Origin of the sequence: Microcoleus sp. S13_B4 (genome assembly GCF_036700885.1) — a bacterium.
Lineage (GTDB): Bacteria > Cyanobacteriota > Cyanobacteriia > Cyanobacteriales > Microcoleaceae > Microcoleus.
In genome coordinates this window covers 1-26,363 of record NZ_JAUBPU010000004.1, presented here as the reverse complement: position 1 = coordinate 26,363, position 26,363 = coordinate 1, and the positions used below count along the sequence as shown (strand labels likewise).

Below are 26,363 nucleotides of genomic sequence, written 5' to 3'. Positions count from 1 at the left end.
CATAACTTTGAGTTCATAAAAGTCATAACTTTGAGTTCATAAAAGTCATATTTGTGGTACGCTCGGCACCAACGAGTGCAGCGAGTTAAGGGGATGGAACAATTTATGTGTCTGAATCCAGGGGATATTCTGCGCGATTGCTACCAAATTATCGATATATTAGGTAAGGGAGGGTTTGCCACAACCTATACGGCTAATGTTTTGGGCAGCCCCGAAAATTCCCCGTGCGTTGTTAAGGAAATTGAGCCGCCTCAATCGAACGATCCCGAGGTTTTGCACAGGGCACAGGTGCAATTTGAAACAGAAGCTGAATCCCTGATATCTCTGGAGCAGTGTTCGCGCATTCCCAGGTTATTCGAGCACTTTCAAGAACAGGGAAGATTTTACTTAATTCAAGAATATATTGAAGGAAATCCGCTGAACAAAGAGATCGGTTCAGGCAGGCAGTTTAGGGAATCAGAAGTTATTGATTTATTGCAGGACATTTTAGAAGTTTTAGATTGCGTCCACAAAAAACATATTATTCACCGCGATATTAAACCGTCAAACTTAATCCGGTGCAACCGCTCCGGCAAAATTGCCGTGATTGACTTTGGGGCAGTCAAAGGTATTAGCAATTTGGCGATTCAGGGCGGTCACATAACTCAAACTCGCGTCATCGGTACAGACGGTTATATGCCGGCCGAACAGTGGAAAAATCAGCCAAGATTTAACAGCGATATCTATGCTGTGGGAATCATCGGCATTCAAGCGATCGCAGGTTTAGATATTCAAGACTTTTTTAATGATAAAAAAACTGGGGAACTCGTCTGGCACTACTCAACTGACGATCGCCCGATGGTACAAATTAGCAACAAGCTGAAAAAAGTTTTAAATAAGATGGTGCGCTACCACTTTAACGATCGCTATCAATCTGTTGCTGAAGTGTTGCAGGATTTGCGTGAAGCGAAGCTATCCCGTAGGGAATCGCTAACAGCGTTGCACTCACCTGCGCCCCCTTCACAACAACCTCTGCTGCCGAAGCCTCAACGCCCATGGCAAGGTAAATTGAGAGTCTGCTTGCCGATCGCGAGCGCAGGATTCCTCGGGCTAGCAGCATTTTTAATACACAAAATTTTTACACCTAAAACTTGTCCTTTAATCCAGGGAGATGCTGTGAGTTGCGGCGAGGAAATCCTCATCAAAACATCTGCTTCTCGATTAAAACAAGGGGGGGTAAATGATTTTTTTAATGGAAATTATCAATCAGCTTTTACTTTATTAAAACAATCGTGGAACGAAGAAGAACGCAAAGATCCAGAAACTTTAATTTACATGAATAATGCCCTTTTGAAGGCAAAAAAAGCTGATTACTACACCCTTGCCGTTGCCGTTCCCATTAGCAACAGCGAAGGAGGTACTGTCAATTCAGATTTGGCTAGAGAAATGTTGCGCGGCATTGCCCAGGCCCAAACAGAAGTCAACCTAGGACTCTTTAATTCCGATCGCAATAACGACTTTCCCGGTCAAGGTTTTTTAGCAGCGAAAGCCATTAAGGGCAAGGGTATTAGGGTCATTATCGCTGACGATGCCAATCTGAAAGCAGACGCAAAAGCTAGGGCCTCTTCATTCGTCAAACAAACCGAGATTTTGGGGGTCGTCGGTCACTATACGAGCGAGATGACTGTGCATGCAGTCGATATTTATGACAAAAATCACTTAGTTTTAATTTCGCCTGGGACTACAACGGAACAATTAACAGAACAACGTCGGAAGTTTTTCTTTCGCACTGTCCCTAGACATCAAATTACTGCTGAAAACTTCAAGAACTATCTGATTGAAAACGCAGGTTCCAAAAAAGCGGTGGGTTTCTACTGTCCTGAGATTCAAGCTACTTCTTCATTGTGGGAAGAATTCAGAAAACAGTTTAGACAAGCAGGAGGAAATATTTTAAGCATCACTGAATACGATGTGTGTAAGAAAAATTTTAACGTTGAACTAGCATTACAAGAAATCGAGCGAACGGAGAAAACAGCGATCGTCTTAAGTACGAGCCATGTCCCGGATGCAGTCAAAAATGCGATGGCACTTATTAAAGCCAATGGCGATCGCAATTGGGTAGTGGGAACCGGGGGAATCTACAGCCAGAAAACCTTAGAAACTGCCTCCCAGTTACAGTCTTTTGAGAAACTGGTGACATCATCCTCTTGGCACCCCTTAGCTGCTCCCAACCCCACATTTGCCGAAAATGCTCGAAAGCTTTGGGGAGGAAACGTCAACCACCGCACAGCTTTAACCTACGATGCAACTCGGACGCTAATTACAGCAATAGAAAGCCAACCGCAACCCAGCCGCGAAGGGATGCAGAAAACTATTGCGAGTCCGAATTTTAGCGCCAAAGGAGCAACCGGAACTATTGAGTTTGATCCGAAGGGCGAGCGCCAAAATTTTCGACCGGAGTTAGTGCATATTGTCAAGTGTCGAAAAGAACAGTTTGGTGTAGCTTTTGTTCCCGTCAAATATCCGACGGCAAAAGCGGCAGGTTTAAAGTGCGATTGAACTCATTTGTGATAGTTTCTGTGCGTTATTCCTGACTTATTTGCCCAATTCTTGAGAACGCACACAAGCTGCTTTCACTGCTTCGATTAGGGCCGATCGAAAGCCGCTACTCTCTAATTTAGCAATTCCCGCAATAGTCGTGCCGCCGGGACTTGTAACTTGATCTTTCAATTGTGCCGGGTGCATTCCCGTTTCTTGCATTAGCTTCGCCGTACCGAATACAGTTTGCAAAGCTAATTGAGAGGCGATCGCCCGTGGCAAACCTGCACAAACTCCGCCATCTGTCAAGGCCTCTATCAAAATTGCTACATAACCAGGCCCGGAACCCGAAAGCCCAGTCACCGCATCCAGCATACTCTCAGGTACTTCTACCACTTCTCCCACTGCCTGAAAGATGCGCTTTACCAATTCTAAATGAGCTGGTTGCACGAGTTTTCCCGGGGCGATCGCGCTCATTCCCGCTCCTACCGTTGCTGGAGTATTCGGCATCACACGCAGCACTCCCCGCCCGGGAAAAGCTGGTTCTAGCTTGCTGAGTGGCACTCCTGCCAAAATCGACACTACCACAGCTTCTGGCTCGGAATTAGCCGTTTCTCCATTATTTCCATGTTTGCGATCGGCCGCCACCGCCAACTCCAAAGCTACCGTATCAAAAACTTGCGGTTTAATCGCCAAAAACAGCACTTCCGTAGCGACAGCAACTTCTAGATTGCTGGCTGTTGTTCCAATCCCGTAGGCTTCCGTCAAAAATTGGCGCCGTTGAAGCTGTGGGTCGCTCACCAATATTTCTGAAGGCAAATAAACTTTTTGTGCAATTAAGCGGGATAAGAGAGCTTCCCCCATTACCCCGCCGCCGATCGTACCAAATTTTATGTTTGTCATTAGTCAGTTGTCACTTGTCACTTTTGAGTTATCAGTTGTCAGTTGTCAGTTGTCAGTTGTCATTGGTTACTTAGTTGTTAGCTAAGGTTATTAATCCGCAGTGTTTATTCCACAGTTATTAGTTGTTAACTATTGACTACTGACTACTGACTACTGACTACTCACCACTGTCAACTGACTACTAACTACTGACTACTGAGCGATTGGAGCTTGTTCTGCCGGCCAGACTGTCGGTGCTGGAGCAGCAGGACGAGGGCGTCCTTGAGCAGGAGGCACTTCGTGAACAACACCAGACTGAGTTCTCACCTGCACGCAGCTAGGCGTAAACAAGAAAATACTTTCGCCAATTCGCTCTTGATGACCGTCAAGGGCATAAGTACCGCCCGCCACAAAGTCCACAGCTCTTTGCGCTTGGTCTGGGTCCATCACCGTCAGGTTCAAAACCACAGACTTCCGTTCCTTAAGGGCTCGAATTGCTGCCGGCATCTCTTCAAAAGTGCGCGGCTCCATTACTACAACTTCCGAAATCCCGTTCATAGCTCCAGGCATTCCTATCACGTTATTCATTACTGACCCTACTCCGCCGGTTGGTGCAACGACATCCATACCTGTCGATCCTACTACTGACCGCTCCCGCATTCTACGATTTTGACGACGTTCTTCTTCTGCTGCTGCGACGGCAGCGGGGTTCGGTTCAGGCGCTTGGTAGAAGTTCTGATAGCGCTCGCCTTCGGTTTCGTCGTACACGTCATCGTACTCAGGCTCATTGTTGATGCCTACAAAATCTCGCAGTTTAGAAAAAATATTCATGATTCACGCTCCTTCACGACTTGGCTGCCCCGACTATACTCGCGTTGCGCGTTAGTCGCGGGTGGCTGACTACTCTATATTTAACCTAAATTGTCTTTATTAGAAGATTTCAATTATTTATCCCCTCCTAGAGCCAAATAAGGTTTGTCCTAGCCGTACCATAGTAGCACCTGCTTGAATTGCCAAATGATAATCCCCCGACATCCCCATCGAGAGCTGCTGCATTTGAATGCAGGGCAAATTTTGCTGCTGAATTTTGTCAGCAAGTTCGCGGGTGCTGTTAAATAATTCTAGGATTTGCGAGTCATTTAACCCGAGTGGGGGTATTGTCATCAAACCTTGAATTTTGATATGCTGACATTTGTTGAGTTCTGAAAGGTCGGCAAGCAGTTCTGGAACGCTCCAGCCGTATTTGTCCGGGTCGGGCAACATTTTGACTTGCAGGCAGACTTGGGGAGAGCAAGACATTTCGCCCGCCAAGCGCGAAAGTCGCTGAGCGAGTTTTAAATTGTCAAGAGAGTGAATCCACTGGAAATGCTCTAGGGCTTTGGCAGCTTTGTTGGCTTGCAAGTGCCCGATCAAGTGCCAGTTGATATCCGGTAAATCTTGCAGTTGGCTTTGTTTTTCGGCTGTCTCTTGAACCTTACTCTCGCCAAAATCCCGGATACCGGCGTCGTATGCTTCGCGGATAGCATCAGTCTGTACCTGTTTGGTAACGGCAATTAACCGCACTGATTCCGGCAAGTGTTGGCGAATGCTGTGAATTCGAGAGGCAATGGTCATGGTTACTCAACGCTCTTGACTGGAGGGAAGGAAAATTAAGACAGTTACCAATTACCAAATTACTGATTTTCCTTATTGAAATGTGCGCTGGTGAATGGTCTGCAATTGGTCGTACTCCTGATATTGACCGCTGCGACGCAGGGTTCGCAGGCGAATTTCGACCATGAGGCGAGCGTCGGAGCGGCTGATTGGTTCAAATCTCAGCCCGCCAGGGCCGTTTGTCACCAAAAAAAACAGGCGCTGGGCGTATAGGGTGGTAAATAATTCTTGGCTGTCTTCAACCTGGGATACCCTGAAGAGGAGGCCAAAGTTTGGATGATTCAGGTAAGTTTCGGTAGTCATTCACGCTCACAATCGATCAATTTTAGATTAAAGATTTAGATTTTAGATTTTAGTTTCGCTCGATCGCCCGACGGCGTTGTTTGACAGCGGGCTACAAAGGGCGATCGCCGTAGCCGTGCAATAGTCTCCGTCGTGGCTGAGGCTCAATTGCCACTGGCAATTTCCCCAAACAGAGGCGTGCGCTGCTGCGGTTCCGTGCAGTTGCACATTGGGAGCACCGTTTGCGGAGCGCCGAATCTCCACATCTGCATACCGTATTCCCCGCCATCCCGTGCCTAAAGCTTTGACAACGGCTTCTTTTGCTGCCCAGCGCCCCGCTAGTTGGTTGCAGGAAACTCGATTCATTTTACCTTTAATGCTGCTCTGTTGAGAATTTAGTTGCCCGCAATCCCTTTGTTCGGCGGGCGTGTAAACTTTTTCGAGGAAGCGATCGCCAAATCGATCTAATGCCGCTTGTATGCGCGGAACGTATACGATATCTGTCCCAAGATAGATGTTCAAGGTCTTGGTTCTCTAAATATTTGTCTCCATTACTTTAGCAGGACTGTGGCCCACCAGACAAAACTGACTCAAATGTAGGCCAGTGCTTGAAACCCAGCTAGAATCAGTCATTCCCAATTTTTCAATATTATTCAATCTAAAATCTAAAATCTAAAATCTAAAATCTTAACTGTCCCAACCCCAAACCAAGCGGGCGCTCCAGAGGACAAGCAAGCAGCCGAGGGCGATCCAGTCTCGGATTTTCAATTGCAACTGGTGCCATTCTACACGGTGTCGATCGGGACTGGTGAAGCCGCGAACTTTCATGGCGCTGGCAATTTGTTCAGCTCGCAGGAGCAAGTTTTCTAACAGCCGCTCGGCTATCATCAACCAAACTTGAGCGGCGCGACGAAATCCTAGTTTTTTCCAGTTTATCGCTCGGGTACTCACCGATCGCACTAAATTTTGTATTTCTTCTAATACTAGGGGAATGAATCGCAAAGATAGAGTTAATGTTAATGCTATTTCGGTAACAGGCCAATTCAAGCGGCGCAGGGGCTGCATTAAGTTTTCAATCGCGGCGGTGATTTCTTCGCTGGCTGTGGTGAGAAGGTAGAGGTTGGTGCTGTAAATTACTGTGAAAAATAGGGTGCTGACGTTGATAGCTAAATCTAGGGATTTGCGGGTGATTTTAATCGGGCCTTGTTTGAATACAACGTAACGGTAGTTTGTGGGTTGGGGGAGTTGATTTGGGCTTTGGGCTTTGGGATTGGGGATTAGGGAGTTTGAGCCTAAGTTAAAAGATTGGTACCAGGATTTGGGCTTTTGAGGGGGTGGAAGAGTTGCGGGCTGTTGGGAAAAGGTTAATTCGTCGGCGGGGATGCGGGGCTGGTGTTCTGAGGAGAGTCCGTCGGGGGCGATCGCGCTGAGACCAAATACTAATAGGCAGAATAGCAGCAGCAGTCCCATTTGCTGTTTCCACACGCGCCAGGGAATTGCTGCAATTAGTGTCAGTACGATTAACATTCCTACTAGGATCAACCGCCAAATGGGATTGGCGAGTATTGGCGCAATCAGAAATGTCATCAACCAGGCGAGTTTTACGCGGGAGTCTAGCCGGTGAAGCCAGGTTACAGGTTGTTCTAGGTAGAGTCCTATGGGAAGCGAGCGAAGTAAATCCATGTGGTCAATTTGAGATTTTTAATAAAATTAATAGACCTCTTGCATTCATTCCAAAATCATCTGGAAATTATCTGCGTTTGTCTGTGTTTATCTGCCTTACATCTGCGGTTTCTGTAGCAAAAAAGGACTTCTACAATAGTTCTAATTTATTGAACCGCGAAGACGCTAAGGACGCGTTCGGCGAAGCCGTTCCCGAAGGGTAGGAAGACAAAGAAGGAAGAGAAAAGAAAAAAACGCAATTTGCTTATATCATTAAACTGCGTTTTTTCTTTAATCTAGAGTCGAGAATTACTTCACGCGCAGTGCTCTGTTGGTTGTGCTCATTTCGGTAGCACGAACTTTTTTGCCTCTCCAAAGTAGCCGCATTGGTGTACCGGTAAAGCCTAGGTGTTTTCGGAATTGGCTTTCCATGTAGCGGCGGTAATTTTCGGTGAAGCGTTTGGGATCGTTGACAAATAGGGCGATTGTCGGTGGCTGCGATCGCACTTGAGTACCGTAATAGATTTTGCCTTGTTTTCCTTGGCGGGTAACTGGGGCTGAGTGCCAGCTTGTGGCTTCTTCTATGACTTCGTTAATCACGGCGGTAGTGACGCGGCGCTTGTGTTCGTCGGAGGCTTTGTCTACTAATTCAATGATTTTTTCAACTCGCTGTCCAGTCATGGCGCTAACAAAAATCATTTCTGCCCAGTCGAGGAAATAAAGTCTGGTTCTTACTTCTCTTTCGTACTCGTAGATGGTGTCGGAGTCTTTTTCTACGGCATCCCATTTGTTGACGACTATGATGCAAGCGCGACCTTCTTGGCTGATGCGATCGGCTAATTTTTGGTCTTGATCCGTAACGCCGTCAATTGCGTCAATTACTAACAGTATGACGTTGGCGCGGCGGATGGCTTTGAAAGCGCGGTTGATCCCGAAAAATTCTGCGCCGTATTCGACGTTTTTCTTTTTGCGGATTCCTGCTGTGTCGATCAGGCGGTAGGTTTTACCGTTCCGTTCTACTAAGGTGTCGATCGCGTCGCGGGTTGTGCCGGAAATCGGGCTGACTATGGCGCGATTTTCTCCGAGAAATGCGTTTAACAAACTCGATTTGCCGACGTTGGGACGACCGATAATGGCTACTTTAATTTCCTCAACTTCTGGTAATACTTCTGTGGGAAGGTAAGTAATTAATTTGTCAAGCAATTCGCCGGTGCCGTTGCCGTGAATGCCTGAAATTGGGTAAGGTTCTCCTAGTCCCAATTGCCAAAAGTCTGCTGCTTGGGTGAGTCCTGTATTTTCGGATTCGCACTTGTTGACGGCGAGAATGACTGGGACTTTTTGCAGTCTCAGCCAAGATGCGATCGATTCGTCGCCGCCGGTGAGGCCGGTTTTTCCATCTACTACGAAAATGGCTGCGCTGGCTTCTGCGAGGGCTGCCATTGCTTGTTCGCGAATTAAAGGCAAAAATTCTGTCTCGTCGTCGAATACTAGCCCGCCGGTGTCTACGACTTGATATTCCCGATCGCCCCAGTATGCTGGTCTGTAAGTGCGATCGCGCGTGATTCCTGGTTCGTCGTGGACGATCGCGTCTTGGGTGTTGGCTAAACGGTTGACGATCGTCGATTTGCCTACATTGGGGCGTCCAATAATAGCAACTATAGGTAGAGACATAAAAGTAGCAGCAATTAGGCTGCGCCGTAATTTTGAGGTTTAGTCTTGTATTGTAAGCTAATCTGACCGGAATTTTATAGATTGAGCCTGTGTTTCTGTCTTTTCATGCTGTAGGCGCTGTTTTACCGATCGCCCGTTTAAACATCGAACCCTAAAAAATAGCCACATCCTATGGATCTGCATTCCCAGCCAGACTCTGAGAATTAGAAATAAAACTTAAATAACTCAACAAATCATCTCATGTTTGGTAATTCTTTGATGATTGTGAAGGTAGATATAGGATTTTAGCGATCGGCTATTATTGGAAATAAGCAGGAGTTTAGTTTTTGACGAAAGCTTAAAACAGCAGCTTAAAAATGGAAACTAAATTTCCCTCAAAGCTCAACACATTAGGTGGTAATATGGCTGTTCTGCAACTAGAAGACGGTAGAACATATACGGATATCCGGGCGATCGCGAGTCAACTGGCAGTTTTAAATATTGAGATCGATTCCCTGCCCACAAACGAAAATCCGGCGTTTCAAGAACTGCTCGTTCAAGACATTCTCAATGTTACAGAAAAACAGCAGATTCTCGCAGCCTTTAATAGCGAGTTTGAACAGTTCAAGCGCGCCAGCGGATATCGGTGGTGCGACTTAAAAGTGCTGCATCCAGGTTCGCAGCAGATTTACGCGCTGATGACTCAAAGCGATCGCACTCATACCCACACAGATGCAGAAGTTCTTCACATTTTAGCTGGGGAATGCGTTTTTGGGTTTGTGTATTCTAACGGCTTTCAGGTACAATTAATGCTGCAAGCTGAAGAATACATTAAAGTTCCTGCCAATACCGAACATTGGTTTTATCTCACTCCGTCTCTGTACTTGAAAGCCTTGCAGTATTACACCACTGCTCAAGGTTGGGTTCCTCAGTATACTAACAGGAAACTAAAAATTAAAAACTAAATGTAGGGTGCGCTTCGGCGCACCTTCCTGTATCAAAATAGGCAATTAAAATGGGGACTCAACAAACAAAATCTCTCTCTAAGAGACTAAGATTAAATGCTCTCTGCTTCATGAGGTGTGGCCATTTCAATTTCTTCGCAACGCTGCAAAAGCGCTTCTATTTCCTGAGCCAAAAAAATCACTTCCGGCCAAGAAGAGCCGTTAATTAAATCTTGAGCGTGAGCTAATTTGTTTCTCAATGCTTCTGCTGACTTTAAAAAACGCTCCCCATAGCGTTTGGATTTGAGCCCCAGCCGATCGACTATTTCAGCAGAAGTCAGGATTAAATCTCGCTTGTCGCAGAATTGCAGGTAATCGATTAAGTCAATTGCTTCATTTCGCGATCGCCCCAATTCCCAAAGGTGTTTTGCTGCTAAGATGCGATCGGCTTTCAGCAATTTCTGCCAAGAATCTTGGGGAAAATAAATCCGCACGATCCGCAATAAATTCATTTCCAAAAGCGTCACTAATCCAAACAGCAGCATCCGAACCGGTGCTTTTTGCAAATCGCCACAGGTAACAATCCCGTTGATCCTGTTGCTTTCCAATACAAATAATCTCGGTTTTTCTCGCAACAGCGGCAGCAATTCCATCAAAGGAGTGGCGGCGGCGATTAATTGTGAGGGGTGAAAAATTTGCTGGTAGTCGCTGCACCTGCCTTTACCTAAGTGCGATCGTTCTACATAGCCGCAAACCGTGCCGTTTTCTTCGATCCCGATCACGTCAAAATCGCGGGCTTCCATCCACGATCGCAATTTGGCTGCATCATCGCAAGCTGGGACAGATTTCAACGGTTCCGCGAGGTATTTAACTGTAATGCTATCTTTGAATAAATCCCGCAAGTCGGCGGAACTTGATTTTAAATGTTTCATCTCATGTCCGGTAATTTCATTAATCGTTGCGCGACAAGAGGACAATTCATATTGTAGCTGCAAGTGAAGACGCCGTATTACCGTGGGAGAATCTCAGTTTTGTAAAAAGGGTTTTTTAGGAGTGCGATCGTCCTTGCACTCCTGTAAAATCCAAACTGAGATGCAGCCTTACCCAAGGCGTGTCAACAAACACGTTAAACCCTCAGTCTCGCAGCGCTTGAAACCCCTACCTCAAAGCGAAAGTCCTCTTGCATAGGACTGAGAAAAATACTTTTAAACTTATTCTTATTAGTCCTCTTCAGAGGACTTTAGCTATGAGACAGGGAATTCATTCCCTGGCGGAATGCCGGGTGAACGGGAGGAATGGCGGACTAAAAGCTTAAGTTGACACTAATATGCCTTACCATGTCCCTACAGATTTCATGATATTACTTACTGGCTAATTCCGGGCAATAATGATTGGCGGCAAGGGTGGTAATAATATCGGCATCGGCGAGAAAACTTTCTTTGAGACTTGGATTGTCGATACTGGCAGCTTGCCCGATCGCTTTTAATTTAACTTCCGGCAGAGAAACTCCAGATTTTGCTTCCGCACACATTCTTTTAGCGGCCGCAATTTTTTGACCGGGCGCCCTTTGGATTGCTTGCAGTAAATTGTCCGTTGCTTCGGGAGAGTAGCTTTTTGCTAAGCGTTTGTAGTCTTCGAGAAATTTCCCATCGTTTCCTGTCAGCTTAATGTCGGATTCTTGAGGCGAACACAACAAATTTAAGTTAATTACTTCGCCCGCTGAATTAACAAGAAAACATCCTTCGCGTTCTTGGGCGATCGCGCTTTGGTTGCTGGGTACAAATTGTATAATAACGGCGGACAGAACAGCAGTTAAACAGGAGTGTTTTAGCATGGGAATTACGTGATATATTGGGAATTTTTAACCGCATAATGCGGAGCAATATGGCGTTATTGAGTTAGAGCGTGTCCGGTAAATTAACCGAAATACTTGGAAAGGCTAGTTTCAGCAACCCTCTATAATTTCTACTAAAAATCGGCATACATAAACCAGCCCCGACTAAGCGAAAAGAAATCATTGCAGGGAAATCAACCGACATAATATCAGACGAACATTTCGTTGTCTAGGGAAGTTTTCATTAACAGCAAACATCCCCCTCGTGTGAGGGGCGAATGTGTGGAACCGGGAACCGATCGAATGTAGTCGCCTTGATGGCAAATTTCCCCTTCTACAATTAAGTCTCCTTCTAATACAAGCACTTCCTCCGAGGCAGCGTGTCGGTGCAGGGGAAATGTTACTCCAGGTTCTAGTCGCATCAAGCAGGTAAGTTCGCGCTTTTTTTTGTCAATGTAAAGCTTGCCGAACGAAACTCCCGGAACTTTATAAGATTGCCATTTGACCTCGTGCGATCGCACGATTAAAGAGGGAGCATTGTTTTCCGTTGGGCAGGTCACAATGGGCTTTAAATTGACTGATTCTGTCGGGGTTGGCTGCTGTTCGGCTATGCGCTGGAACAGGCGGTTTTTGAGGTCGGGTGGGACGGGAACTGGGAGGGCTGTGTAGGCGATCGCGGCAATTGCCGCTTCAAAAGCTGCTAATTCACTTGTCAGTTCTGCGGACTCTTTCAATTTCTCTGCAAATGCGCCGCGTTCTGACTCGTCGAGGGTATCGAGAGCTTGAAGGGCTGCAAGGATTTTATACTCCTCGTCTGGCATCATTTCCATCTGTTTTCCGCCATTAATTGTAATTCAGCCTAAGTTGATTTTAAATTTGAGATTGGTCGGCTGCCCTCGCACTCAAGATAGATGATGGGAAATGGTAGAATTTTAGATTGTTAAAAAACAAAATTTAAGTTTTTTGACAGTCTAAAAAAATTGTTCGCTCAAAGCTTGACGCAATTTGGAAATACCCAATCGAATTCTGGTTTTGATTGTACCTGTCGGGATACCAGTTTTAGCTGCGATCGCCGTGCAAGTCAGCCCTTGGTAGTAGGCGAGTTCGATCGCCTCTTGCTGTTCTTTTGGCAGTTTTTCTAAGGCTGCTTTGACTTGTTCGCTGCGTTCTTTAAACATTGCATCTTCCATCGGTTCTGCAACGCTAGAGATGGGTATTTTCGCATCTTCCAGACAAGCTTCAGCAGCCCGAACTGTTCGCTGCATCGCTCGCAGGCGATCGAGGGAACGACTGCGCGTAAGCATGAACAACCAGGTATCTGCTCGACTGCGAGAAGGATCGTAAGTTGCTGCTTTTTGCCAAATTTGGGAAAAAACATCGAGTACAACTTCTTCAGCTTCTTCTACCGAACCCAGAATTTTGTAAGCGAGAGCGTAACTTGGGCGACCGTAGCGATCGTAAAGTTTAGCTAATGCCGTTTGGTCTTTCTGGGCAATCTGCACTAAAAGCAGCGATTCATCGCCTGACTTCTGGCCTGTCATTTCAGTGTACCCAAAATTTTTGTTTTGACGGCACAGATCCAAAATTAAAATTTCGGCGTATATCACTACAGAACATAATTGTAAGTTTAAAGTTGGGGGTACCAGCTAGAATAGGCCTTTTAGGGCTCATTTTCTCGTGCTTTGAATTGTAAAAATCCCAAGTCAGCTTGAATTTTACCACCTAATTAGTGATTTTTTTGAGACTTAGCCATCCGCTTTATGCAGAACCAAGAAATCCCTGAGCCTGAACAGTCAAAATTGCGCCCTGCACTCGTTCCTAAGCTCTGTTCGCTCGCTCCCAAGAAGAGCCGGGAAATTCATCATATAAGCAAGGCTCTGGCTCCACTAGATCGAGGCAGGCTCTGTCTTTGAGCAGGCATTCCCAAGAATACTCCCGGAACGAATAAATCCTCAATAACGCACTTTTTTACATAAATTAATCTGGCAGCACAGATCCAAAATTGCCAAACCTTCGTATACCACCAATAGGAGAAGGCTCAGCAACAGCGCAAAAGCCCGACAGGTTGACAGATTTCAACCTGTTGCTACAAAAGTAAAACCCGCGAATGCAGGTTATTTACCATTGATTTGTGCAAAAATATCATTGAAATAAAGGTGCTAAGAGTGAAGCTCACAAAAAAAATTCGCCGAACCATACTAGCTATTGAAGTAGCTCTAATTGTTGTATTAACTCCCGGGATAATTGCCGCTTCCGACCACGACGACGGCGAAGTGGATATCAAAGGTCGCGCTGTCAATTTAACCGACCTCTACGTATATCGAGAAAAAGACCAAAACTCCAGTGCTGCGGACGGGGATTTAGTCTTTACAATGAATTCAAATCCCCGGTCTGTAGCCCGCTATCAATATTATTTCAGCACTACAGCCCTCTACCAATTTCACATCACGCAGGTGGGTGACGTGAATTCTACCCCGACTGGACGCGCTGATATTATCTTGCGGTTTGCCTTCAGTCCGCCTAACAATCAAGGTATGCAAGCGGTAGCTGTAACTGTTGTTCGCGGCGGCTCGGAGACAACTACTAAGACTACAGTTAATGGCGGGCTAATTGCCACAACTCCGTTGAATTCTAATGCTGTTTTGAATACAGTACCTGTGGGCGGTTCTAACTTGACTGTATTTGCAGGTTTGCGGGAAGACCCGTTTTTCTTTGATGTGGAACAATTTTTCCGAGTCCGCGCTGGAGCTTTGGGAACGGGGCCGAAAGTAGGTTTCAAGCAACCGAATCAAGCGATCGACTTTACAAAAGGTTACAACGTCAATACAATTGCTGTGCGCGTTCCGAAAGCATTTTTGCAAGCAGGAACTGGGGCGAATACTTTTGATGTTTGGTCAACTGTTTCGATCCGGGATGGAGCTGGCGGTTTCAAACAATTCGAGCGTTTGGCGAGACCTGCAATTAATGAGGGTTTGATAGTTTCTCCCGCTTATCTGGAGGCATTTAATAATATTCCTCCGAGATTGGATTTGAGCGCTGCTGCTGCTCCGGTGCGGCAGGAAGCTGTTGCTACTCTGAATGCTGTGGATCTTTTGGATGGCAAGGATAATGTCGATCCAAATGCGATCGCCGGAGCTTTCTTGCCCGATGTTATGCGGATCGATACCACAAAAACCAGCGGCTACGCTAGCGCTACAAATTCTCAAGGAAGTTTGATCGGAGGTCGTATGCTGATGGACGACGTTATTGATATCACTCTGGGAGCTTTGGTGGGTTCTCCGGTTGGCGATAACGTTTCATATAACGGAACTCCGGGAAATCCGGCTCAGGGACACAAACCTTTAGAACCGAATTTTCCTTATTTGGCTTTGCCTAATTAGTCATTAGTCATCTGTCATTAGTTATGGCTTATTGACTAATGACAGATGTAAAATACTTTTTTTAACCGCAGATGAACGCTGATTAACGCGGATGTATGAAAACTAAAACTAAACATGAAATAAAATCGGATATTTTCTGGTGGTGGCTGCTGATAGTGGTTCCTTTAGTTGGGATGGGAGTAGTAAATTTATCTCCTAATTGGCGTTTTATTGCCGATAAATTTTCTAACAGAAGCCCCGAAAATCTCGATGCTAATTACCGCTATAATTTCTCGGAAACCTTGAGAAATAATCCTAATCAAAAGGAAGCTATTCAGCAAGAGATTGCTTTTTACCAGCAGCGATTGGCTGTAGATTCCCGCAGCGGTTTGAATCGGGCGGCACTGGCGGGATGTTATTTGAAAATGGCTCGCGCTACTGGGGAGGGAGGTTGGTTTTTATTGGCAGAACAGGCGGCTGAAAGGTCGATCGCCGATTTACCTTTTGACAACAAAGGTGCGCTGTTAGTTTTAGCTCGCATTGCCGAGGCCAGACACGATTTTGCTACTGCTTTGCGCTTGGCTAAACAGGTGGGTTCTGATAATGAAGATGCGATCGCCCTTTCAGTTACATCTCACTTAGCGATGGGTAAAGTGAGCGAGGCAAATGCAGCCGCAGAAGTCTTAGTTAACCGGATTCCTAACTTGGGTTCTCTCACTTTGAGAGCTTTGGTGAGAGAGTCTCAGGGCCGAGATGCTGAGGTTTTGCAGGATTACCAGCAAGCAATGGTGGCGGAGGAACCGGGAGAGGTGGCGGGTTCGGCGCGGGCCCGATCGCTCTTGGGTCGATTTTACGCGCGTCGCGGGCAGTTTGTGCAGGCGAAAGCGCTGTTTTTGGAGGCGCTGCGGTTGCTTCCGCGATACCCGCTAGCGCTGATTTATTTGGCGGATTTGGAGACGCGGCAGGGTAATTATCGGGAGGCAGAAGGCTATTACAGCAAGGTTTCTGCGTATTCGGGCGGGGTTGCGACTGTGTTCGATCGCATTGTCGATCGCGGTATGGCGAGGGTGAAGGATTTGCAGGGAGATGCGATCGAATCCCGGCGACTTCGCGACAAAGCAGAAGCGGGGCTGCGACAGGAACAGGCTGCTGGGGGTTTTGGACACCGCAGGGATTTGGCGAGTTTGCTGCTAGAAAAAGGTCGATCGCAGGATGTCGCCGAAGCGCTGGCGTTAATGCAGGATGAGGTGAAAATTCGGCGGGATGCGGTGACGCTGGATACTTTAGCCTGGGCCCTTTCCGCCTCTGGGGAATGGCAAAAGGCCGATCTAGTGATGGCCGAAATAGTGCGATCGGGGATTCGCGATGCGGGTATGTTTTACCGGGCTGGTGCGATCGCCCGTACTTTGGGTAAGGATACCGAATCTCACGCTTATTTTCAAAAGTCCAAGGAAATTGACCCGAGTTTTGACGATCGAGCTCGCCAAGCATTGGGCTTGGGAAGCTATGAATTTTGAGATTAGCTAATAGCTGCAACTCGGCCAAGTTCGGCACTCCGTCAATCCGCCAGGGGTTGAAAACCCTGCCTCAAAGCTTAAGTGCTCTTCCATAGGACTGAAATCCCCAATTGTTGAATTTGATTAGCTATTCAGTTGGTTTCAACCGAGTTTCGCTATGAGACGGGGATTTCAATCCCCGGCGGACTGTGGGACTCACCAAAATATCGCGCGCCTAAAAAATCACAAACCACCAAACAAAATACCGAAAAAAATGTATTTATGCAGTACAAACTGAACCGAATTTCAAAATCATTTATCCTATTTTTTCTGACAATTTCCTTCTTATTAACAACCTCAACCAGACCCGTTTACTCGCACTGGTCAGACTTATCCGTAGCAGAAATAGTAGTCAACGATTTGCAAACCGAAGTAGCATTAACTTTCCCAACTGGCTTAACAAGCTTCGCCGACGACAATCGAGACGGCCAGCTACAACCTGCTGAAGTTCGCAGCCACAAAACACAGCTAGAAAAGTTTTTCAGCCAACAAATTCGCATCACCAACAGTAGCAAGATTCAAGGCTCCCTAACAGTACACCCGCTAGAAATAGCAGCTAAAACCGCCAGCTTAATCCAGCAGCCAAATACCCACAGCACCTTAATTTTAGACTACACCTGGCCCGCACCTCCTCAAGATAAAACCCGCGGTTTACCTGATTCAATTCCCATATCAAAACACGACCAATTGCGGATTAATTACAATCTGTTTTTGCCCGGAGTGGTAACAGCTACCTGTCAAGCTACTATTGTGCAAGCCGGTGCTGTAAAAAGCTTTATGTTTACGACGCAAAACCGGGAGTTTTTGTTGGCAGGAAATGAATCTATCTGGGATTCAGGTTGGAGTTTGCTGCTAGCAGTAGCGGGAGCATTTGCTTGGGGATGCGTGCACTCGATGTCCCCCGGACACGGAAAAACAATAGTAGGCGCTTATTTAGTAGGTTCGCGGGCGACTCCCCTACACGCTTTGTTTTTAGCAGCGACGACTACAATTACTCACACCGCCGGCGTGTTTGCTGTGGGCGGAATTACTTTGTTTGCTTCTAACTTAATCGCTCCCGACAAATTAGATCCTTGGCTCAGTTTAATCTCAGGTTTATTAGTAGCCTTAATCGGGTTTAACTTACTCTTATCAAAAATTAAGACTAGGTTGGTAGTGCGGACTGAAGTTCTCAAAAAAATTAAAACTAAAATTTTTAATAAAAACTGGTTTTTAAGGAGTAAAGTCTTTACTGCGGAATGTGAAGAGCCAGTAAACCTTTTGAGTAGAGGAAGTTGGGAGCGAGAATTTAAGCCTGTAAAACCCGATATATCTCACCACTACCACCATCACGGAGACGGCCGGATTCACTCACATTTGCCGCCCGGTGCTGACGGTGATCCTATTACTTGGAAAAGCTTATTAGCGTTGGGAATTTCCGGGGGTTTGTTGCCTTGTCCTTCCGCTTTGGTAATGTTGCTGAGCGCGTCTGCTTTGGGCAATATTGGTTTGGGGATGACGCTAGTGGTAGCGTTTAGTTTGGGATTGGCTTTAGTGCTGAGTGCGATCGGATTAATCTTAGTTTATGCCAAACGGAATTTTGATAAACTGCCCAAACAGATCACAGCAGTCAAATTTATGCCGGCGATTAGTGCGATGTTTGTAATGTTTTTGGGGTTGGGAATTACCGGACAAGCGATGTTGAAAATATTGGCTGCAAATCAATGGGTAATTGGCAATGGATAAGCATAAAATTAGGAATCTCTCTCCTAACTACAAACTTACGAATAAGTCGGATTTTAGATACCCGATTTTTTGAACAAGCCGGGTATCTGGGTATTGTGTTTTTTAGCCGTTGCTCACTTATCAGGCCGCACTATATTTATTAATAATTTCGGCTAAATCCGGTACTCCCTTTTCCACGTAAGTCTTAGCTGAGGGGCGGAGTTTGGCATAGGCGCCTTTAACCATCGCTCTTGTGCTTTTCTCGACCCTTTTGTCACTTATCTGGAGCAATTCGTCTGCTACTTCACCTTTTCTTTGGGCGAGATATTCTACTGGGTTGCCATTGTTTACGGCTTCAGTCCACATCGGATCGAGTGCGATCGAGATTTCTGGCAGAAGTTGATCGACGACTTGGGCGCAATAGTCAGCCCGTATCCCCTTGACAGTAGAGTAGGCAGCTTTAAGAGCCATACCACTCAATCCTGGCGCTGCCGCAACTTGTTGGTCTATCAACTTCACACAGTCATCCACAAAAGTTTCTCTGTGGTTTTCATTCAAGAGAATATCACTAAGTCCCATTTTTACTTTCCTTGATTTAATAGTCAATGTGCTTATTAGCTTTAAGCTCAATCTGACATCATATATCTATTTTGAGCCTTTACTCAAGGTTTCCGAAGTTTTTTAAGGTTTGAATGTCTCTATAAGACAGCCTGATGTTGAGATTTGTTTAGTATTTTATGGGAATTAATGTTCTATCTACTACTAATTATTGGCCTACGGTTTGTAGTAAGGGCTTTAGTCCTTATTAGCTGATATTAATGAGAACTAAAGCCCTGACTACAAACTGATGAGTTGTGAACAGTCACATAGAAAAAAGAAGAGCTCGAAAAAAATATTAGACAGACTCTGCCTAAGTTCGATCGCACTTGCACGTATGATCTGGCAGGTATCATTAGGATTCGACGTTCGGCTTGGCGTCTGCCGGTACTGCAACGATGGGAAGTTTCTGGGTTTGAGCCGGCCGATCGCTCGATCGCAATACCAAATTTTTCGGTAACGGCGCGGAAGTGCTGAGTCCGGGAAATATGTGAAGCGATAAGGTTAAGCCGGCAGCTAACAATAGTTTTTCTAACATGGCACTGTCTCCAATACATACGCCCTAGGGCATAATTCCTCTTACACCTACAACATATAAACATCCTCAGTCGCTTGGTGCGATCGCACGGGCATAGTTTAAGTGACATCTATCACCACTGAGAAGGGGGTGATGGGGATAGGGGGTGTGGGGATAGGGGGTGATGGGCCCTAGGGAAGTGGGGAGAGTGGGAAATCTTTCCTCGCACTTCTACCGTCAACATCCGTTGAACGTGTTAAATTCCTTACACTGGTTCGTTGCCAAACTTCCCTACAAATCGAGAATGATCCGAGAGAAAGAAGCCGTTGAGTCTCTCTCAAAGGTAGAATTAGCGCGTAGAAGTTATTTGACACAGCGGAGGTACCGACAATATGCTTGCATACATTCTGGCGTTGGCGGTCGGTCTAGGCAGCTTCAGTATTTACATGGCAGCCTTCTTTTTTCCAGAAGTGCACCGCAAAAGTGATTTTACGTGGAGCGGGGTAGGGCTTTTTTATGCGTTAATTTTATGGGCTTGTGCGGGACGAATTACTGGTGCTCTCCTGCTTGGTCAAATGGCGGGCGTGGCGATGTTGGGCTGGTTTGCCTGGGAAACTCTGACTTTGCGCCGGCAGTTGACGCCCGTTGCGGAGCAAACGCCGATTCCTCAGTCGGCGAGTTTGGCTGCAGCAGGCGTGCCGTTTGCTGGCTTGTTTGCCAAGAAAAAAGAACCCGCAGCCAAAAAACCTAAGTTTGTTCGATCGCCCAAACCGAAAACTGATGTGGTTTCAGCACCCACTCTAGATAAGGGCGAGGTAAAGCTAGAGGAACAGCCGACGATTCCCCCCATAGCTGAAAGTATTCCTGAAAGTTCGATCGCTTCGATGACTGAAAGTGCGATCGCCCCTGAGTGGAGAATTCCCGACTCGAAACCACCTGCCATTGCAGAAATACCAGTGTTTTCAGTCGAAACTCCTGCAGCTGAGACTTCACCAACCCCAGCCGAATTAGCCAGCAGCTTCACTCCTCTACCTTTACCTCTAGAAATTTCAGAAATTGCCGTTCCACCAATTGTGGAGCCAGCAGAGGCTCAGCCAGAGCTTCCACAGCAGGCAGAAGCAGATGATTTTGACGAGGAAACAGAATGGAGGACAGCCGTTAAAGAGTCGCAAGCGGCGGCAGCGGCGGCGGCCCCTACTCCTCCTAAAGCAGCTAAAAAATCCGGCGGTTTCGGAAGTCTGTTCGGTAATTTCAAAAATAGTCTCGGCGGTATGTTGGGACTCGGTGCGGGTAAAAACAAGTCTGATGCAACTCCCCAGACGCCAAAACCTTCAGCGACTCCAGAATCGATCGCACCTGAATCTAAAATAACGGCAACTCCTGCACCGGGTATAGACCAAATTCTCGAATCCGAATTAGCCGAGGCGGCTGCGGAAGTGGCAGCCGAAAGCAGCAACACTGCTGTTGAAACAAGCCTGGGAGTGCCGTTTCCCACCGATGTTGAAGCAATGGCCGAGTTGATGGCGGCAGACATCGCGAGTTTTGACAAAATAGGGGAAACTCCGATCGAAGATCGATCGTCCGCTGACACCCAGACACCTCTGGCTGCCGTTGGTGAACCGGAAGCTGCAGCAGGCCTACCAGAAGCAGAAGCCCCTGCTGTGTCTCTGGAAACCCAGACACCGCTGGCTGCCGTTGGTGAACCGGAAGCTGCAGCAGGCGTAACGGAAGCAGAAGCCCCTGCTGTATCTCTGGAAATGACTGTGGTGGAAATGGCAGCGCCTGTAGAGATAGAAGTACCGGGAGAACCTGGGTTGAGCGTGCAGGTGGAAACGGTTTCAGTATCAGTGATCTCGATCGAATCTACAGGTGAAGAACTCTCTTCTGAGGCAGAACAAACTGAATTGAGTCCCCCGAATCACCCCGATCCGAATCTAGTCGAAACTGCTAAACCGGCCACTGAATCCAAGTCGGAGAAGGTATCCGGCGAAGATAACCCGTCATCTTGACCCAAAAAGCAAAAGGTAGAAACCAGAATTTTTTTTGATTCTGCCTTCTGCCTTCTTACTTTTTACTTCTTTCTTCTTACTTTTTACTTCTTACTTTTTACTTCTTTCTTCTTCCCTCTTCCCTCTTACTTTTTACTTCTGCCTTCTTCCCTCTTCCCTCTTCCTTCTTCCTTCTTCCCTCTTCCTTCTTCCTTCTCCCTTAATATTATGAAAGCAATTATGGTCGTGGGAACAACATCTCACGCAGGGAAATCTTTACTCGTGGCAGCTTTGTGTCGAATCTTTTCTCGGCGGGGCTGGCGGGTAACTCCGTTTAAAGGTCAGAATATGGCACTGAATTCCTATGTCACAGCGGCCGGCGGAGAGATTGGTTACGCTCAAGCAGTGCAAGCTTGGGCTGCGGGCGTGGCACCTTGGGTAGAAATGAATCCGATTTTGCTCAAGCCACAAGGAGACATGACTTCTCAATTAATTGTCAAGGGTCGGGCGATCGCCAATGTGCGAGCATCTCAATATTATGAACAGTATTTCGATATCGGCTGGCAAGCTATTCGGGAATCTTTAGAATTTCTCAAGCAAGAATTTGACATGATTGTGTGTGAGGGAGCCGGCAGCCCTGCTGAGATTAATCTCAAACACCGCGATTTAACAAATATGCGGGTAGCTAAATATTTAAAGGCTCGAACTTTGCTAGTAGTTGATATCGATCGCGGCGGTGCTTTTGCTCACATCATCGGTACTTTGGAATTGCTCGATCCCGACGAACGAGCTTTAATTAAAGGATTCATTATTAATAAGTTCCGAGGGCAAAAATCGATCTTAGATCCGGGCCTGACTTGGCTAGAAGAAAGGACGGGAATCCCGGTAGTTGGGGTGATTCCTTGGATAGACGAAGTGTTTCCCTCAGAAGATTCTCTCGATTTGCTCGATCGGCGTTCTCCCAATTCTCAAACCGACATCAATATTTCAGTCATCCGCCTGCCCCGAATTTCCAATTTTACAGACTTTGACCCCCTAGAGTCGGAAACTTCCGTCACTGTCAAATATGTCAGCCCAAAAGACAATTTAGGCCATCCAGACGCCGTGATTTTACCAGGCTCTAAAACTACAATTTCCGATTTGCAGGTGCTGCGCCAAACAGGTATGGCAAAAGCTATTCAAAATTATTTAGTAGCTGGCGGTACAGTTATGGGAGTTTGCGGTGGCTTTCAGATGCTGGGAGAAAGTATCACCGATAGAGAAGGCATTGAGGGAGAAAAGGGAGAATTTCCAGGATTGGGATTGCTACCTTTGAAAACTGCGATGGCACCGAACAAAATTGCCCGCCAACGCATCGTAACATCTAACTATCCTCAACCGGGTTTGCCCGTTTCCGGTTACGAAATTCATCAAGGAAAAACGCAAATCCTAGAGTCAGAGTTGACTCAACCGCTATTTGACGATGCTAGTTTAGGAATTGTCAATACTTCTCAATCAATTTGGGGTACATACCTGCACGGCATATTTGACAACGGAGCTTGGCGCCGAGCTTGGTTAAATCACTTGCGGCAGCAGCGGGGACTTCGCGCATTGCCTACAGGTATTCCTAATTACCGAGAACACCGAGAAGCTCTGTTAGACTCTCTAGCAGATACAGTGGAAAAGCATTTAGATATCAAGCATATTTTAGGTTAATTAGTTAACTGTTGACTGTTGACTGTTGATTATTGTTTATTAGAGTTGAGGTTCACATTCAATGCCAAAAGTGTGTTTTTTACCCGATAACGTGACAGTTGAAGCTGAACCGGGAGAGCTTTTATTAGATGTAGCCAAACGTGCAGGGGTTTCTATTCCTACTGGCTGCCTCATGGGTTCTTGTCACGCTTGCGAAGTAGAAATTGATGGCGGAGATACGATTTGTGCTTGTATTTCCGCCATCCCTTCGGGGAAGAAGCAAGTGACAATTAATCTGTATGTTGACCCCACTTGGTAATTTGTCACTTAGCAGTTGCCAGTTGGCAGTTGGTTGTTGGCATTAGTCATTAGTCATTAGTTAACAGTCAACAGTCAACCGTCAACCGTCAACAGCTAAGTTTTTTGCCATTCTTGCTGTTTCTTGCGAGCAGATTGCAGCCATTTTTGGGACTCGGGATAAACAGTTGTGCCTGGTTTGACGGATTCTAATTGATTGATAATTTCTTGCAATTGGCCGAGGGCGTAACCGGGATTTTGACGGGGAGAATTTACATTATTTTGCAAGGAAGCAAACAAGCTCTTAGCCTGGTTCAAAGCTTCCACTGACTCTCTCTCTGCTGTCAGTCGAATCTTTGTAGTGCCTAAATTATTTTGATATTCAGCTAGTTTTGTTTGAGCGTCAAGATAGCCCGGATTATCAAATGTAATTTGGCTGAGTCTCTCAATGGCAGCTTGCCACAAATCTGCTATTTTTTGCCAACTTTCTGCTGAATGGGGCGGTTTCTGGGATGCGACGGCGGCAGTTAAGGCAAATTCTTTGGCTGCTTCGATTAAGTTGTCGGCGCGCACGGAACCAGTGGCGACGCCACCCATTGCTTGAAAGTCTCTTTCTGCTGCTTGGAGTGTTTTCTTAGCCGTTTCTCCCGCGAGGGTTTCGGCGGGAATTTGATTGAGTTGGTCGATCGCACTTTGCCAATTTACCGTCGCTTTTTGTCTATCTGCGGCAGTTTTGGCTTGCTGGTACTGCTGTTTCGCCGCGTTGAGAGTTTGTTCGACTTGATTTAACTGAGTAAAAGCATTTTTTTGCTGGAAAATCTGAGCCTCCATCCGCCCCACATTTTTGCGGGCGGCTTGAAATTCATCGACTGTAAACCGCCAACTGCAGCCAAAAAAATTGCAGTAAGTTTGTGGGTAATAGCCTAGGAACCACACTGGCAAGGCGTCGAGGTGTTTTTGGGCCTCTTTTGCTTTAATTTCGCCCAAGTCAAAATCAGCGACAGCCGTGGCTTTATTCACCAGTTGATCGGATTGTTCCACAAGGGCGATCGCCTGCCGGTAATTGTGATCCATACTGATAAAACTCGGCAGCAATAATATCGGCATTGTTTTCGCCACGGGCCAACGAATCATCGGAAAAGGTAGATTAATCAGCCAAATTATTCCCGCAGCACTTCCCAGCAAACTCCCAGCAAAGATGATTTTACCGAACAATCCGGGCGGGCGATTGGCTTTGACTGCAGCTTTGAGAGCTTGTTCGCTGAAGTTGGGAAATTCGTCTTTGAAGGTATCGCGGATTTCTTCTCTTGAGGCGAAAGTACCGTTTTGCGATCGTAATTTCTCTAACCGCTTGATTACCATCCGTCGGTAGACATCACCGGCTAGACTATCAGCCGCCGCGCACTTGTCAACTTCGGCCCGCAAAATTTCAAAAGCTCGATCGGTAAGACGCGCCATAAAACTCACCTATTCCCTTTTAATTATTTTACAGGTTCCCCTCAAAATAATTGTTAAAATATATAAAGCCCACATCAAATATCCGAATTAATTTCATGCCGACTGCTTTAATCACCGGTGCTTCTGGCGGAATTGGTGCAGCCTTTGCCGCCGAATTAGCCAAACGCCAGCACAATCTAATTTTGGTAGCTCGTTCCGAAGACAAATTGCACCAGCTAGCTGCTACACTGCAACAACAATTCAATGTTCTGGTAGAAGTAATCGTGCAAGATTTGAGCGCACCGGGCGCTGGAACTGCTGTATTTGATACGGTTGTTAAAAAAGGTTGGACGGTGGATTTGTTGGTTAACAATGCGGGATTTGGAGATTACGGAGTTTTTGCCGATCGCCCGCTTGCGAAACAACTAACAATGGTGCAACTAAATATTGTAGCATTAGTAGAACTCTCGCACTTATTTTTGCAGGGAATGCGGCAGCGAAAATCAGGAAGTATTATCAATGTTGCCTCCATCGCAGCTTTTCAACCCATGCCGTACTTGTCAATGTATGCAGCTACTAAAGCCTTTGTTTTGAGTTTCAGCGAGGCACTTTGGGCGGAAAACAAAGATTTAGGAATTGGCGTTTTGTGCCTTTGTCCAGGGCCCACAGAATCGGACTTTTTTGCAGTAGCTGAATTTCCGAAAGCTATGGCATCCAGCAGCGGGCAAAAACTCGTTCCCGCAGCGGAAGTAGTGCGAGATGCTTTGAAAGCTTTAGAGAAAAATGAGTCTAATGTTGTGACAGGGGGAATTCCCAATCAAATCATCGCCAATCTGCCTCGATTGATGCCGCGAGAACTTTTGGTGAAGTCGGTAGAAAAGGTGTTTCGGGCGAAAGAGGAATAATCGCGATCGTTGACAATATAAATAAACCCGCCTCCACCCAAGGACAAACATTAGATCGCCCCTAACCCTAATTTTACCAAAAGTCGATCGCACATTCGGGCTACCAAAATCCCCGCCACCAAAATCCCCGACGCTACCCCACAAGTCCGCCGGGGGTTTCAACCCCCGTCTCATAGCGAAAGTCCTCTCAAGAGGACTGAAAAGCAAATTAAATCAACAATCAAGTATTTGTCACCATAATCGATTATTTGTCACCATTCTTCAGTCGGTTTCAACTGAGATCTTGCACCATTCTCAATTAGCCCTTGCATTTTGTGCCAAAATGTAAAAGAAAGGACGTATAAACAATGTGATAAGTTAATGTTAACCATCCTTAATTACGCTCAAGCATTAGTCTATACCTTGATGGATGTAATGCCAAGCAAATATCAACAAAAAAGTCTGCGAGCCTTGCTAGGTCTATTTCTGGAAGCAACAGGACAAAGTTTACCGTTTCTCTCTCAAACCGTAAGTGCCAGCGCGATTAGTCGCTTCCTCAATCATTACCAATGGTCAGTGCGGGCAGTAATGCGAGTTGTGCGAACCGAAATTATCAGGCAAGTCAAAGCCGAAAGAGGGGTTGGGAGGCGACCAATTTTGACGGTAATTTTGGATATGACCACCCTCGAAAAAATTGGTAAGTTCTCAGGGTTAGGAAAACTAATTAGAGTCTATAATGGTAAACGAGGATTGCACCTGTTAGTCCTCTACATACTTGTGGGAAGAAGTCGAGTACCTTGGGGGTTCCGAGTCTATCGGGGCAAGGGAGAGTTTGCGCCAATAAAACTTGGTCAAAGATTGCTAAAAACTCTGCCAAAAACCTTAACAGCACATTATGAAATTCGAGTATTAGGTGATAGCGCATT

The 26,363-nt window shown here is 46.3% G+C and carries 23 protein-coding genes and 1 pseudogene; 10 read left to right on the top strand and 14 right to left on the bottom strand.

The window, feature by feature from the left end; translation table 11 throughout:
- The first annotated feature begins 93 nt into the window (after positions 1 to 93).
- Positions 94 to 2,538 carry a bifunctional serine/threonine-protein kinase/ABC transporter substrate-binding protein gene (locus tag QT994_RS04010; protein WP_333171974.1) on the top strand — a complete coding sequence of 815 codons (2,445 nt, stop codon included), beginning with the start codon at positions 94 to 96 and terminating at the stop codon, positions 2,536 to 2,538.
- Positions 2,539 to 2,574: 36 nt separating this feature from the next.
- Here QT994_RS04010 and proC read toward each other — a convergent pair whose 3' ends face one another.
- From proC to der, 7 genes are all read right to left on the bottom strand, one after another.
- The gene (gene proC / locus QT994_RS04005) at positions 2,575 to 3,420 is read right to left on the bottom strand and encodes a pyrroline-5-carboxylate reductase (RefSeq protein WP_333171972.1); all 846 of its coding nucleotides are present in this window, start codon (positions 3,418 to 3,420) and stop codon (positions 2,575 to 2,577) included.
- 192 nt (positions 3,421 to 3,612) lie between these two features.
- The gene (locus tag QT994_RS04000) at positions 3,613 to 4,230 is read right to left on the bottom strand and encodes a cell division protein SepF (protein ID WP_006634207.1); all 618 of its coding nucleotides are present in this window, start codon (positions 4,228 to 4,230) and stop codon (positions 3,613 to 3,615) included.
- A 117-nt stretch (positions 4,231 to 4,347) separates the two neighbouring features.
- Positions 4,348 to 5,013, bottom strand: coding sequence for a YggS family pyridoxal phosphate-dependent enzyme (locus QT994_RS03995; RefSeq protein WP_333045110.1), 666 nt, complete (start codon positions 5,011 to 5,013; stop codon positions 4,348 to 4,350).
- Positions 5,014 to 5,085: 72 nt separating this feature from the next.
- On the bottom strand, positions 5,086 to 5,355 hold the full coding sequence (pipX, locus tag QT994_RS03990; protein ID WP_006634205.1) for a transcriptional coactivator PipX: 270 nt from the start codon (positions 5,353 to 5,355) through the stop codon (positions 5,086 to 5,088).
- A 42-nt stretch (positions 5,356 to 5,397) separates the two neighbouring features.
- Positions 5,398 to 5,856 carry a holo-ACP synthase gene (gene acpS, locus QT994_RS03985; protein WP_333045111.1) on the bottom strand — a complete coding sequence of 153 codons (459 nt, stop codon included), beginning with the start codon at positions 5,854 to 5,856 and terminating at the stop codon, positions 5,398 to 5,400.
- Positions 5,857 to 6,021: 165 nt separating this feature from the next.
- Positions 6,022 to 7,017: an energy-coupling factor transporter transmembrane protein EcfT gene (locus tag QT994_RS03980; RefSeq protein WP_333171970.1), complete on the bottom strand. Its 996-nt coding sequence runs from the start codon at positions 7,015 to 7,017 to the stop codon at positions 6,022 to 6,024.
- A gap of 288 nt (positions 7,018 to 7,305) precedes the next feature.
- Positions 7,306 to 8,667, bottom strand: coding sequence for a ribosome biogenesis GTPase Der (gene der, locus QT994_RS03975; RefSeq protein WP_333171968.1), 1,362 nt, complete (start codon positions 8,665 to 8,667; stop codon positions 7,306 to 7,308).
- Positions 8,668 to 9,023: 356 nt separating this feature from the next.
- Between der and QT994_RS03970 the strand changes: the two genes are divergently transcribed.
- Entirely contained in the window at positions 9,024 to 9,611 is a 588-nt protein-coding gene (locus QT994_RS03970; RefSeq protein WP_333171966.1) for an acireductone dioxygenase, read from the top strand.
- Between the two features lie 92 nt (positions 9,612 to 9,703).
- On the opposite strand, the gene QT994_RS03965 is transcribed toward QT994_RS03970, so the two are convergent.
- From QT994_RS03965 to QT994_RS03950, 4 genes are all read right to left on the bottom strand, one after another.
- A complete protein-coding gene (locus QT994_RS03965) occupies positions 9,704 to 10,522 on the bottom strand; it encodes a hypothetical protein (RefSeq protein ID WP_333171965.1) in 819 nt (272 codons plus the stop codon).
- 428 nt (positions 10,523 to 10,950) lie between these two features.
- Complete coding sequence (locus QT994_RS03960; RefSeq protein WP_333171963.1) at positions 10,951 to 11,424, bottom strand: DUF732 domain-containing protein; 474 nt, start codon at positions 11,422 to 11,424, stop codon at positions 10,951 to 10,953.
- A 209-nt stretch (positions 11,425 to 11,633) separates the two neighbouring features.
- Positions 11,634 to 12,248: a cupin domain-containing protein gene (locus QT994_RS03955; RefSeq protein WP_333171961.1), complete on the bottom strand. Its 615-nt coding sequence runs from the start codon at positions 12,246 to 12,248 to the stop codon at positions 11,634 to 11,636.
- Positions 12,249 to 12,395: 147 nt separating this feature from the next.
- Positions 12,396 to 12,965: a sigma-70 family RNA polymerase sigma factor gene (locus tag QT994_RS03950; RefSeq protein WP_333098499.1), complete on the bottom strand. Its 570-nt coding sequence runs from the start codon at positions 12,963 to 12,965 to the stop codon at positions 12,396 to 12,398.
- Between the two features lie 624 nt (positions 12,966 to 13,589).
- On the opposite strand from QT994_RS03950, the gene QT994_RS03945 reads away from it, so the two are divergent.
- From QT994_RS03945 to QT994_RS03935, 3 genes are all read left to right on the top strand, one after another.
- A complete protein-coding gene (locus QT994_RS03945; RefSeq protein WP_333045121.1) occupies positions 13,590 to 14,804 on the top strand; it encodes a DUF4331 domain-containing protein in 1,215 nt (404 codons plus the stop codon).
- 95 nt (positions 14,805 to 14,899) lie between these two features.
- Positions 14,900 to 16,300 carry a hypothetical protein gene (locus QT994_RS03940; RefSeq protein ID WP_333171959.1) on the top strand — a complete coding sequence of 467 codons (1,401 nt, stop codon included), beginning with the start codon at positions 14,900 to 14,902 and terminating at the stop codon, positions 16,298 to 16,300.
- Between the two features lie 261 nt (positions 16,301 to 16,561).
- Complete coding sequence (locus tag QT994_RS03935; protein WP_333171957.1) at positions 16,562 to 18,064, top strand: HoxN/HupN/NixA family nickel/cobalt transporter; 1,503 nt, start codon at positions 16,562 to 16,564, stop codon at positions 18,062 to 18,064.
- Positions 18,065 to 18,184: 120 nt separating this feature from the next.
- Here QT994_RS03935 and QT994_RS03930 read toward each other — a convergent pair whose 3' ends face one another.
- Together QT994_RS03930 and QT994_RS03925 are read right to left on the bottom strand one after the other, a co-directional pair.
- Entirely contained in the window at positions 18,185 to 18,622 is a 438-nt protein-coding gene (locus tag QT994_RS03930; RefSeq protein ID WP_333171956.1) for a DUF6918 family protein, read from the bottom strand.
- A 373-nt stretch (positions 18,623 to 18,995) separates the two neighbouring features.
- Positions 18,996 to 19,178 carry a hypothetical protein gene (locus tag QT994_RS03925; protein ID WP_333171954.1) on the bottom strand — a complete coding sequence of 61 codons (183 nt, stop codon included), beginning with the start codon at positions 19,176 to 19,178 and terminating at the stop codon, positions 18,996 to 18,998.
- Positions 19,179 to 19,549: 371 nt separating this feature from the next.
- Here QT994_RS03925 and QT994_RS03920 point away from each other — a divergent pair, with 371 nt between their 5' ends.
- From QT994_RS03920 to QT994_RS03910, 3 genes are all read left to right on the top strand, one after another.
- A complete protein-coding gene (locus QT994_RS03920; RefSeq protein WP_333171952.1) occupies positions 19,550 to 21,166 on the top strand; it encodes a Ycf66 family protein in 1,617 nt (538 codons plus the stop codon).
- A gap of 207 nt (positions 21,167 to 21,373) precedes the next feature.
- On the top strand, positions 21,374 to 22,840 hold the full coding sequence (cobQ, locus tag QT994_RS03915; RefSeq protein WP_333171950.1) for a cobyric acid synthase CobQ: 1,467 nt from the start codon (positions 21,374 to 21,376) through the stop codon (positions 22,838 to 22,840).
- Positions 22,841 to 22,901: 61 nt separating this feature from the next.
- On the top strand, positions 22,902 to 23,138 hold the full coding sequence (locus tag QT994_RS03910) for a 2Fe-2S iron-sulfur cluster binding domain-containing protein (protein ID WP_333171948.1): 237 nt from the start codon (positions 22,902 to 22,904) through the stop codon (positions 23,136 to 23,138).
- 95 nt (positions 23,139 to 23,233) lie between these two features.
- On the opposite strand, the gene QT994_RS03905 is transcribed toward QT994_RS03910, so the two are convergent.
- The gene (locus QT994_RS03905) at positions 23,234 to 24,574 is read right to left on the bottom strand and encodes a hypothetical protein (RefSeq protein WP_333171946.1); all 1,341 of its coding nucleotides are present in this window, start codon (positions 24,572 to 24,574) and stop codon (positions 23,234 to 23,236) included.
- 95 nt (positions 24,575 to 24,669) lie between these two features.
- Here QT994_RS03905 and QT994_RS03900 point away from each other — a divergent pair, with 95 nt between their 5' ends.
- Both QT994_RS03900 and QT994_RS03895 read left to right on the top strand, forming a co-directional pair.
- Positions 24,670 to 25,458, top strand: coding sequence for an SDR family oxidoreductase (locus tag QT994_RS03900; RefSeq protein ID WP_333171944.1), 789 nt, complete (start codon positions 24,670 to 24,672; stop codon positions 25,456 to 25,458).
- 360 nt (positions 25,459 to 25,818) lie between these two features.
- Positions 25,819 to 26,363, top strand: a pseudogene (locus QT994_RS03895) (IS701 family transposase); the annotation flags it as partial.

Excerpts from the sequence above, each read along its gene's own strand:
- QT994_RS04010 (WP_333171974.1), top strand. The coding sequence starts at position 94 with ATGGAACAATTTATGTGTCTGAATCCAGGGGATATTCTGCGCGATTGC.
- proC (WP_333171972.1), bottom strand. The coding sequence starts at position 3,420 with ATGACAAACATAAAATTTGGTACGATCGGCGGCGGGGTAATGGGGGAA.
- QT994_RS04000 (WP_006634207.1), bottom strand. The coding sequence starts at position 4,230 with ATGAATATTTTTTCTAAACTGCGAGATTTTGTAGGCATCAACAATGAG.
- QT994_RS03995 (WP_333045110.1), bottom strand. The coding sequence starts at position 5,013 with ATGACCATTGCCTCTCGAATTCACAGCATTCGCCAACACTTGCCGGAA.
- pipX (WP_006634205.1), bottom strand. The coding sequence starts at position 5,355 with ATGACTACCGAAACTTACCTGAATCATCCAAACTTTGGCCTCCTCTTC.
- QT994_RS03980 (WP_333171970.1), bottom strand. The coding sequence starts at position 7,017 with ATGGATTTACTTCGCTCGCTTCCCATAGGACTCTACCTAGAACAACCT.
- der (WP_333171968.1), bottom strand. The coding sequence starts at position 8,667 with ATGTCTCTACCTATAGTTGCTATTATTGGACGCCCCAATGTAGGCAAA.
- QT994_RS03970 (WP_333171966.1), top strand. The coding sequence starts at position 9,024 with ATGGAAACTAAATTTCCCTCAAAGCTCAACACATTAGGTGGTAATATG.
- QT994_RS03965 (WP_333171965.1), bottom strand. The coding sequence starts at position 10,522 with ATGAAACATTTAAAATCAAGTTCCGCCGACTTGCGGGATTTATTCAAA.
- QT994_RS03960 (WP_333171963.1), bottom strand. The coding sequence starts at position 11,424 with ATGCTAAAACACTCCTGTTTAACTGCTGTTCTGTCCGCCGTTATTATA.
- QT994_RS03955 (WP_333171961.1), bottom strand. The coding sequence starts at position 12,248 with ATGATGCCAGACGAGGAGTATAAAATCCTTGCAGCCCTTCAAGCTCTC.
- QT994_RS03950 (WP_333098499.1), bottom strand. The coding sequence starts at position 12,965 with ATGACAGGCCAGAAGTCAGGCGATGAATCGCTGCTTTTAGTGCAGATT.
- QT994_RS03940 (WP_333171959.1), top strand. The coding sequence starts at position 14,900 with ATGAAAACTAAAACTAAACATGAAATAAAATCGGATATTTTCTGGTGG.
- QT994_RS03935 (WP_333171957.1), top strand. The coding sequence starts at position 16,562 with ATGCAGTACAAACTGAACCGAATTTCAAAATCATTTATCCTATTTTTT.
- QT994_RS03930 (WP_333171956.1), bottom strand. The coding sequence starts at position 18,622 with ATGGGACTTAGTGATATTCTCTTGAATGAAAACCACAGAGAAACTTTT.
- QT994_RS03925 (WP_333171954.1), bottom strand. The coding sequence starts at position 19,178 with ATGTTAGAAAAACTATTGTTAGCTGCCGGCTTAACCTTATCGCTTCAC.
- QT994_RS03920 (WP_333171952.1), top strand. The coding sequence starts at position 19,550 with ATGCTTGCATACATTCTGGCGTTGGCGGTCGGTCTAGGCAGCTTCAGT.
- cobQ (WP_333171950.1), top strand. The coding sequence starts at position 21,374 with ATGAAAGCAATTATGGTCGTGGGAACAACATCTCACGCAGGGAAATCT.
- QT994_RS03910 (WP_333171948.1), top strand. The coding sequence starts at position 22,902 with ATGCCAAAAGTGTGTTTTTTACCCGATAACGTGACAGTTGAAGCTGAA.
- QT994_RS03905 (WP_333171946.1), bottom strand. The coding sequence starts at position 24,574 with ATGGCGCGTCTTACCGATCGAGCTTTTGAAATTTTGCGGGCCGAAGTT.
- QT994_RS03900 (WP_333171944.1), top strand. The coding sequence starts at position 24,670 with ATGCCGACTGCTTTAATCACCGGTGCTTCTGGCGGAATTGGTGCAGCC.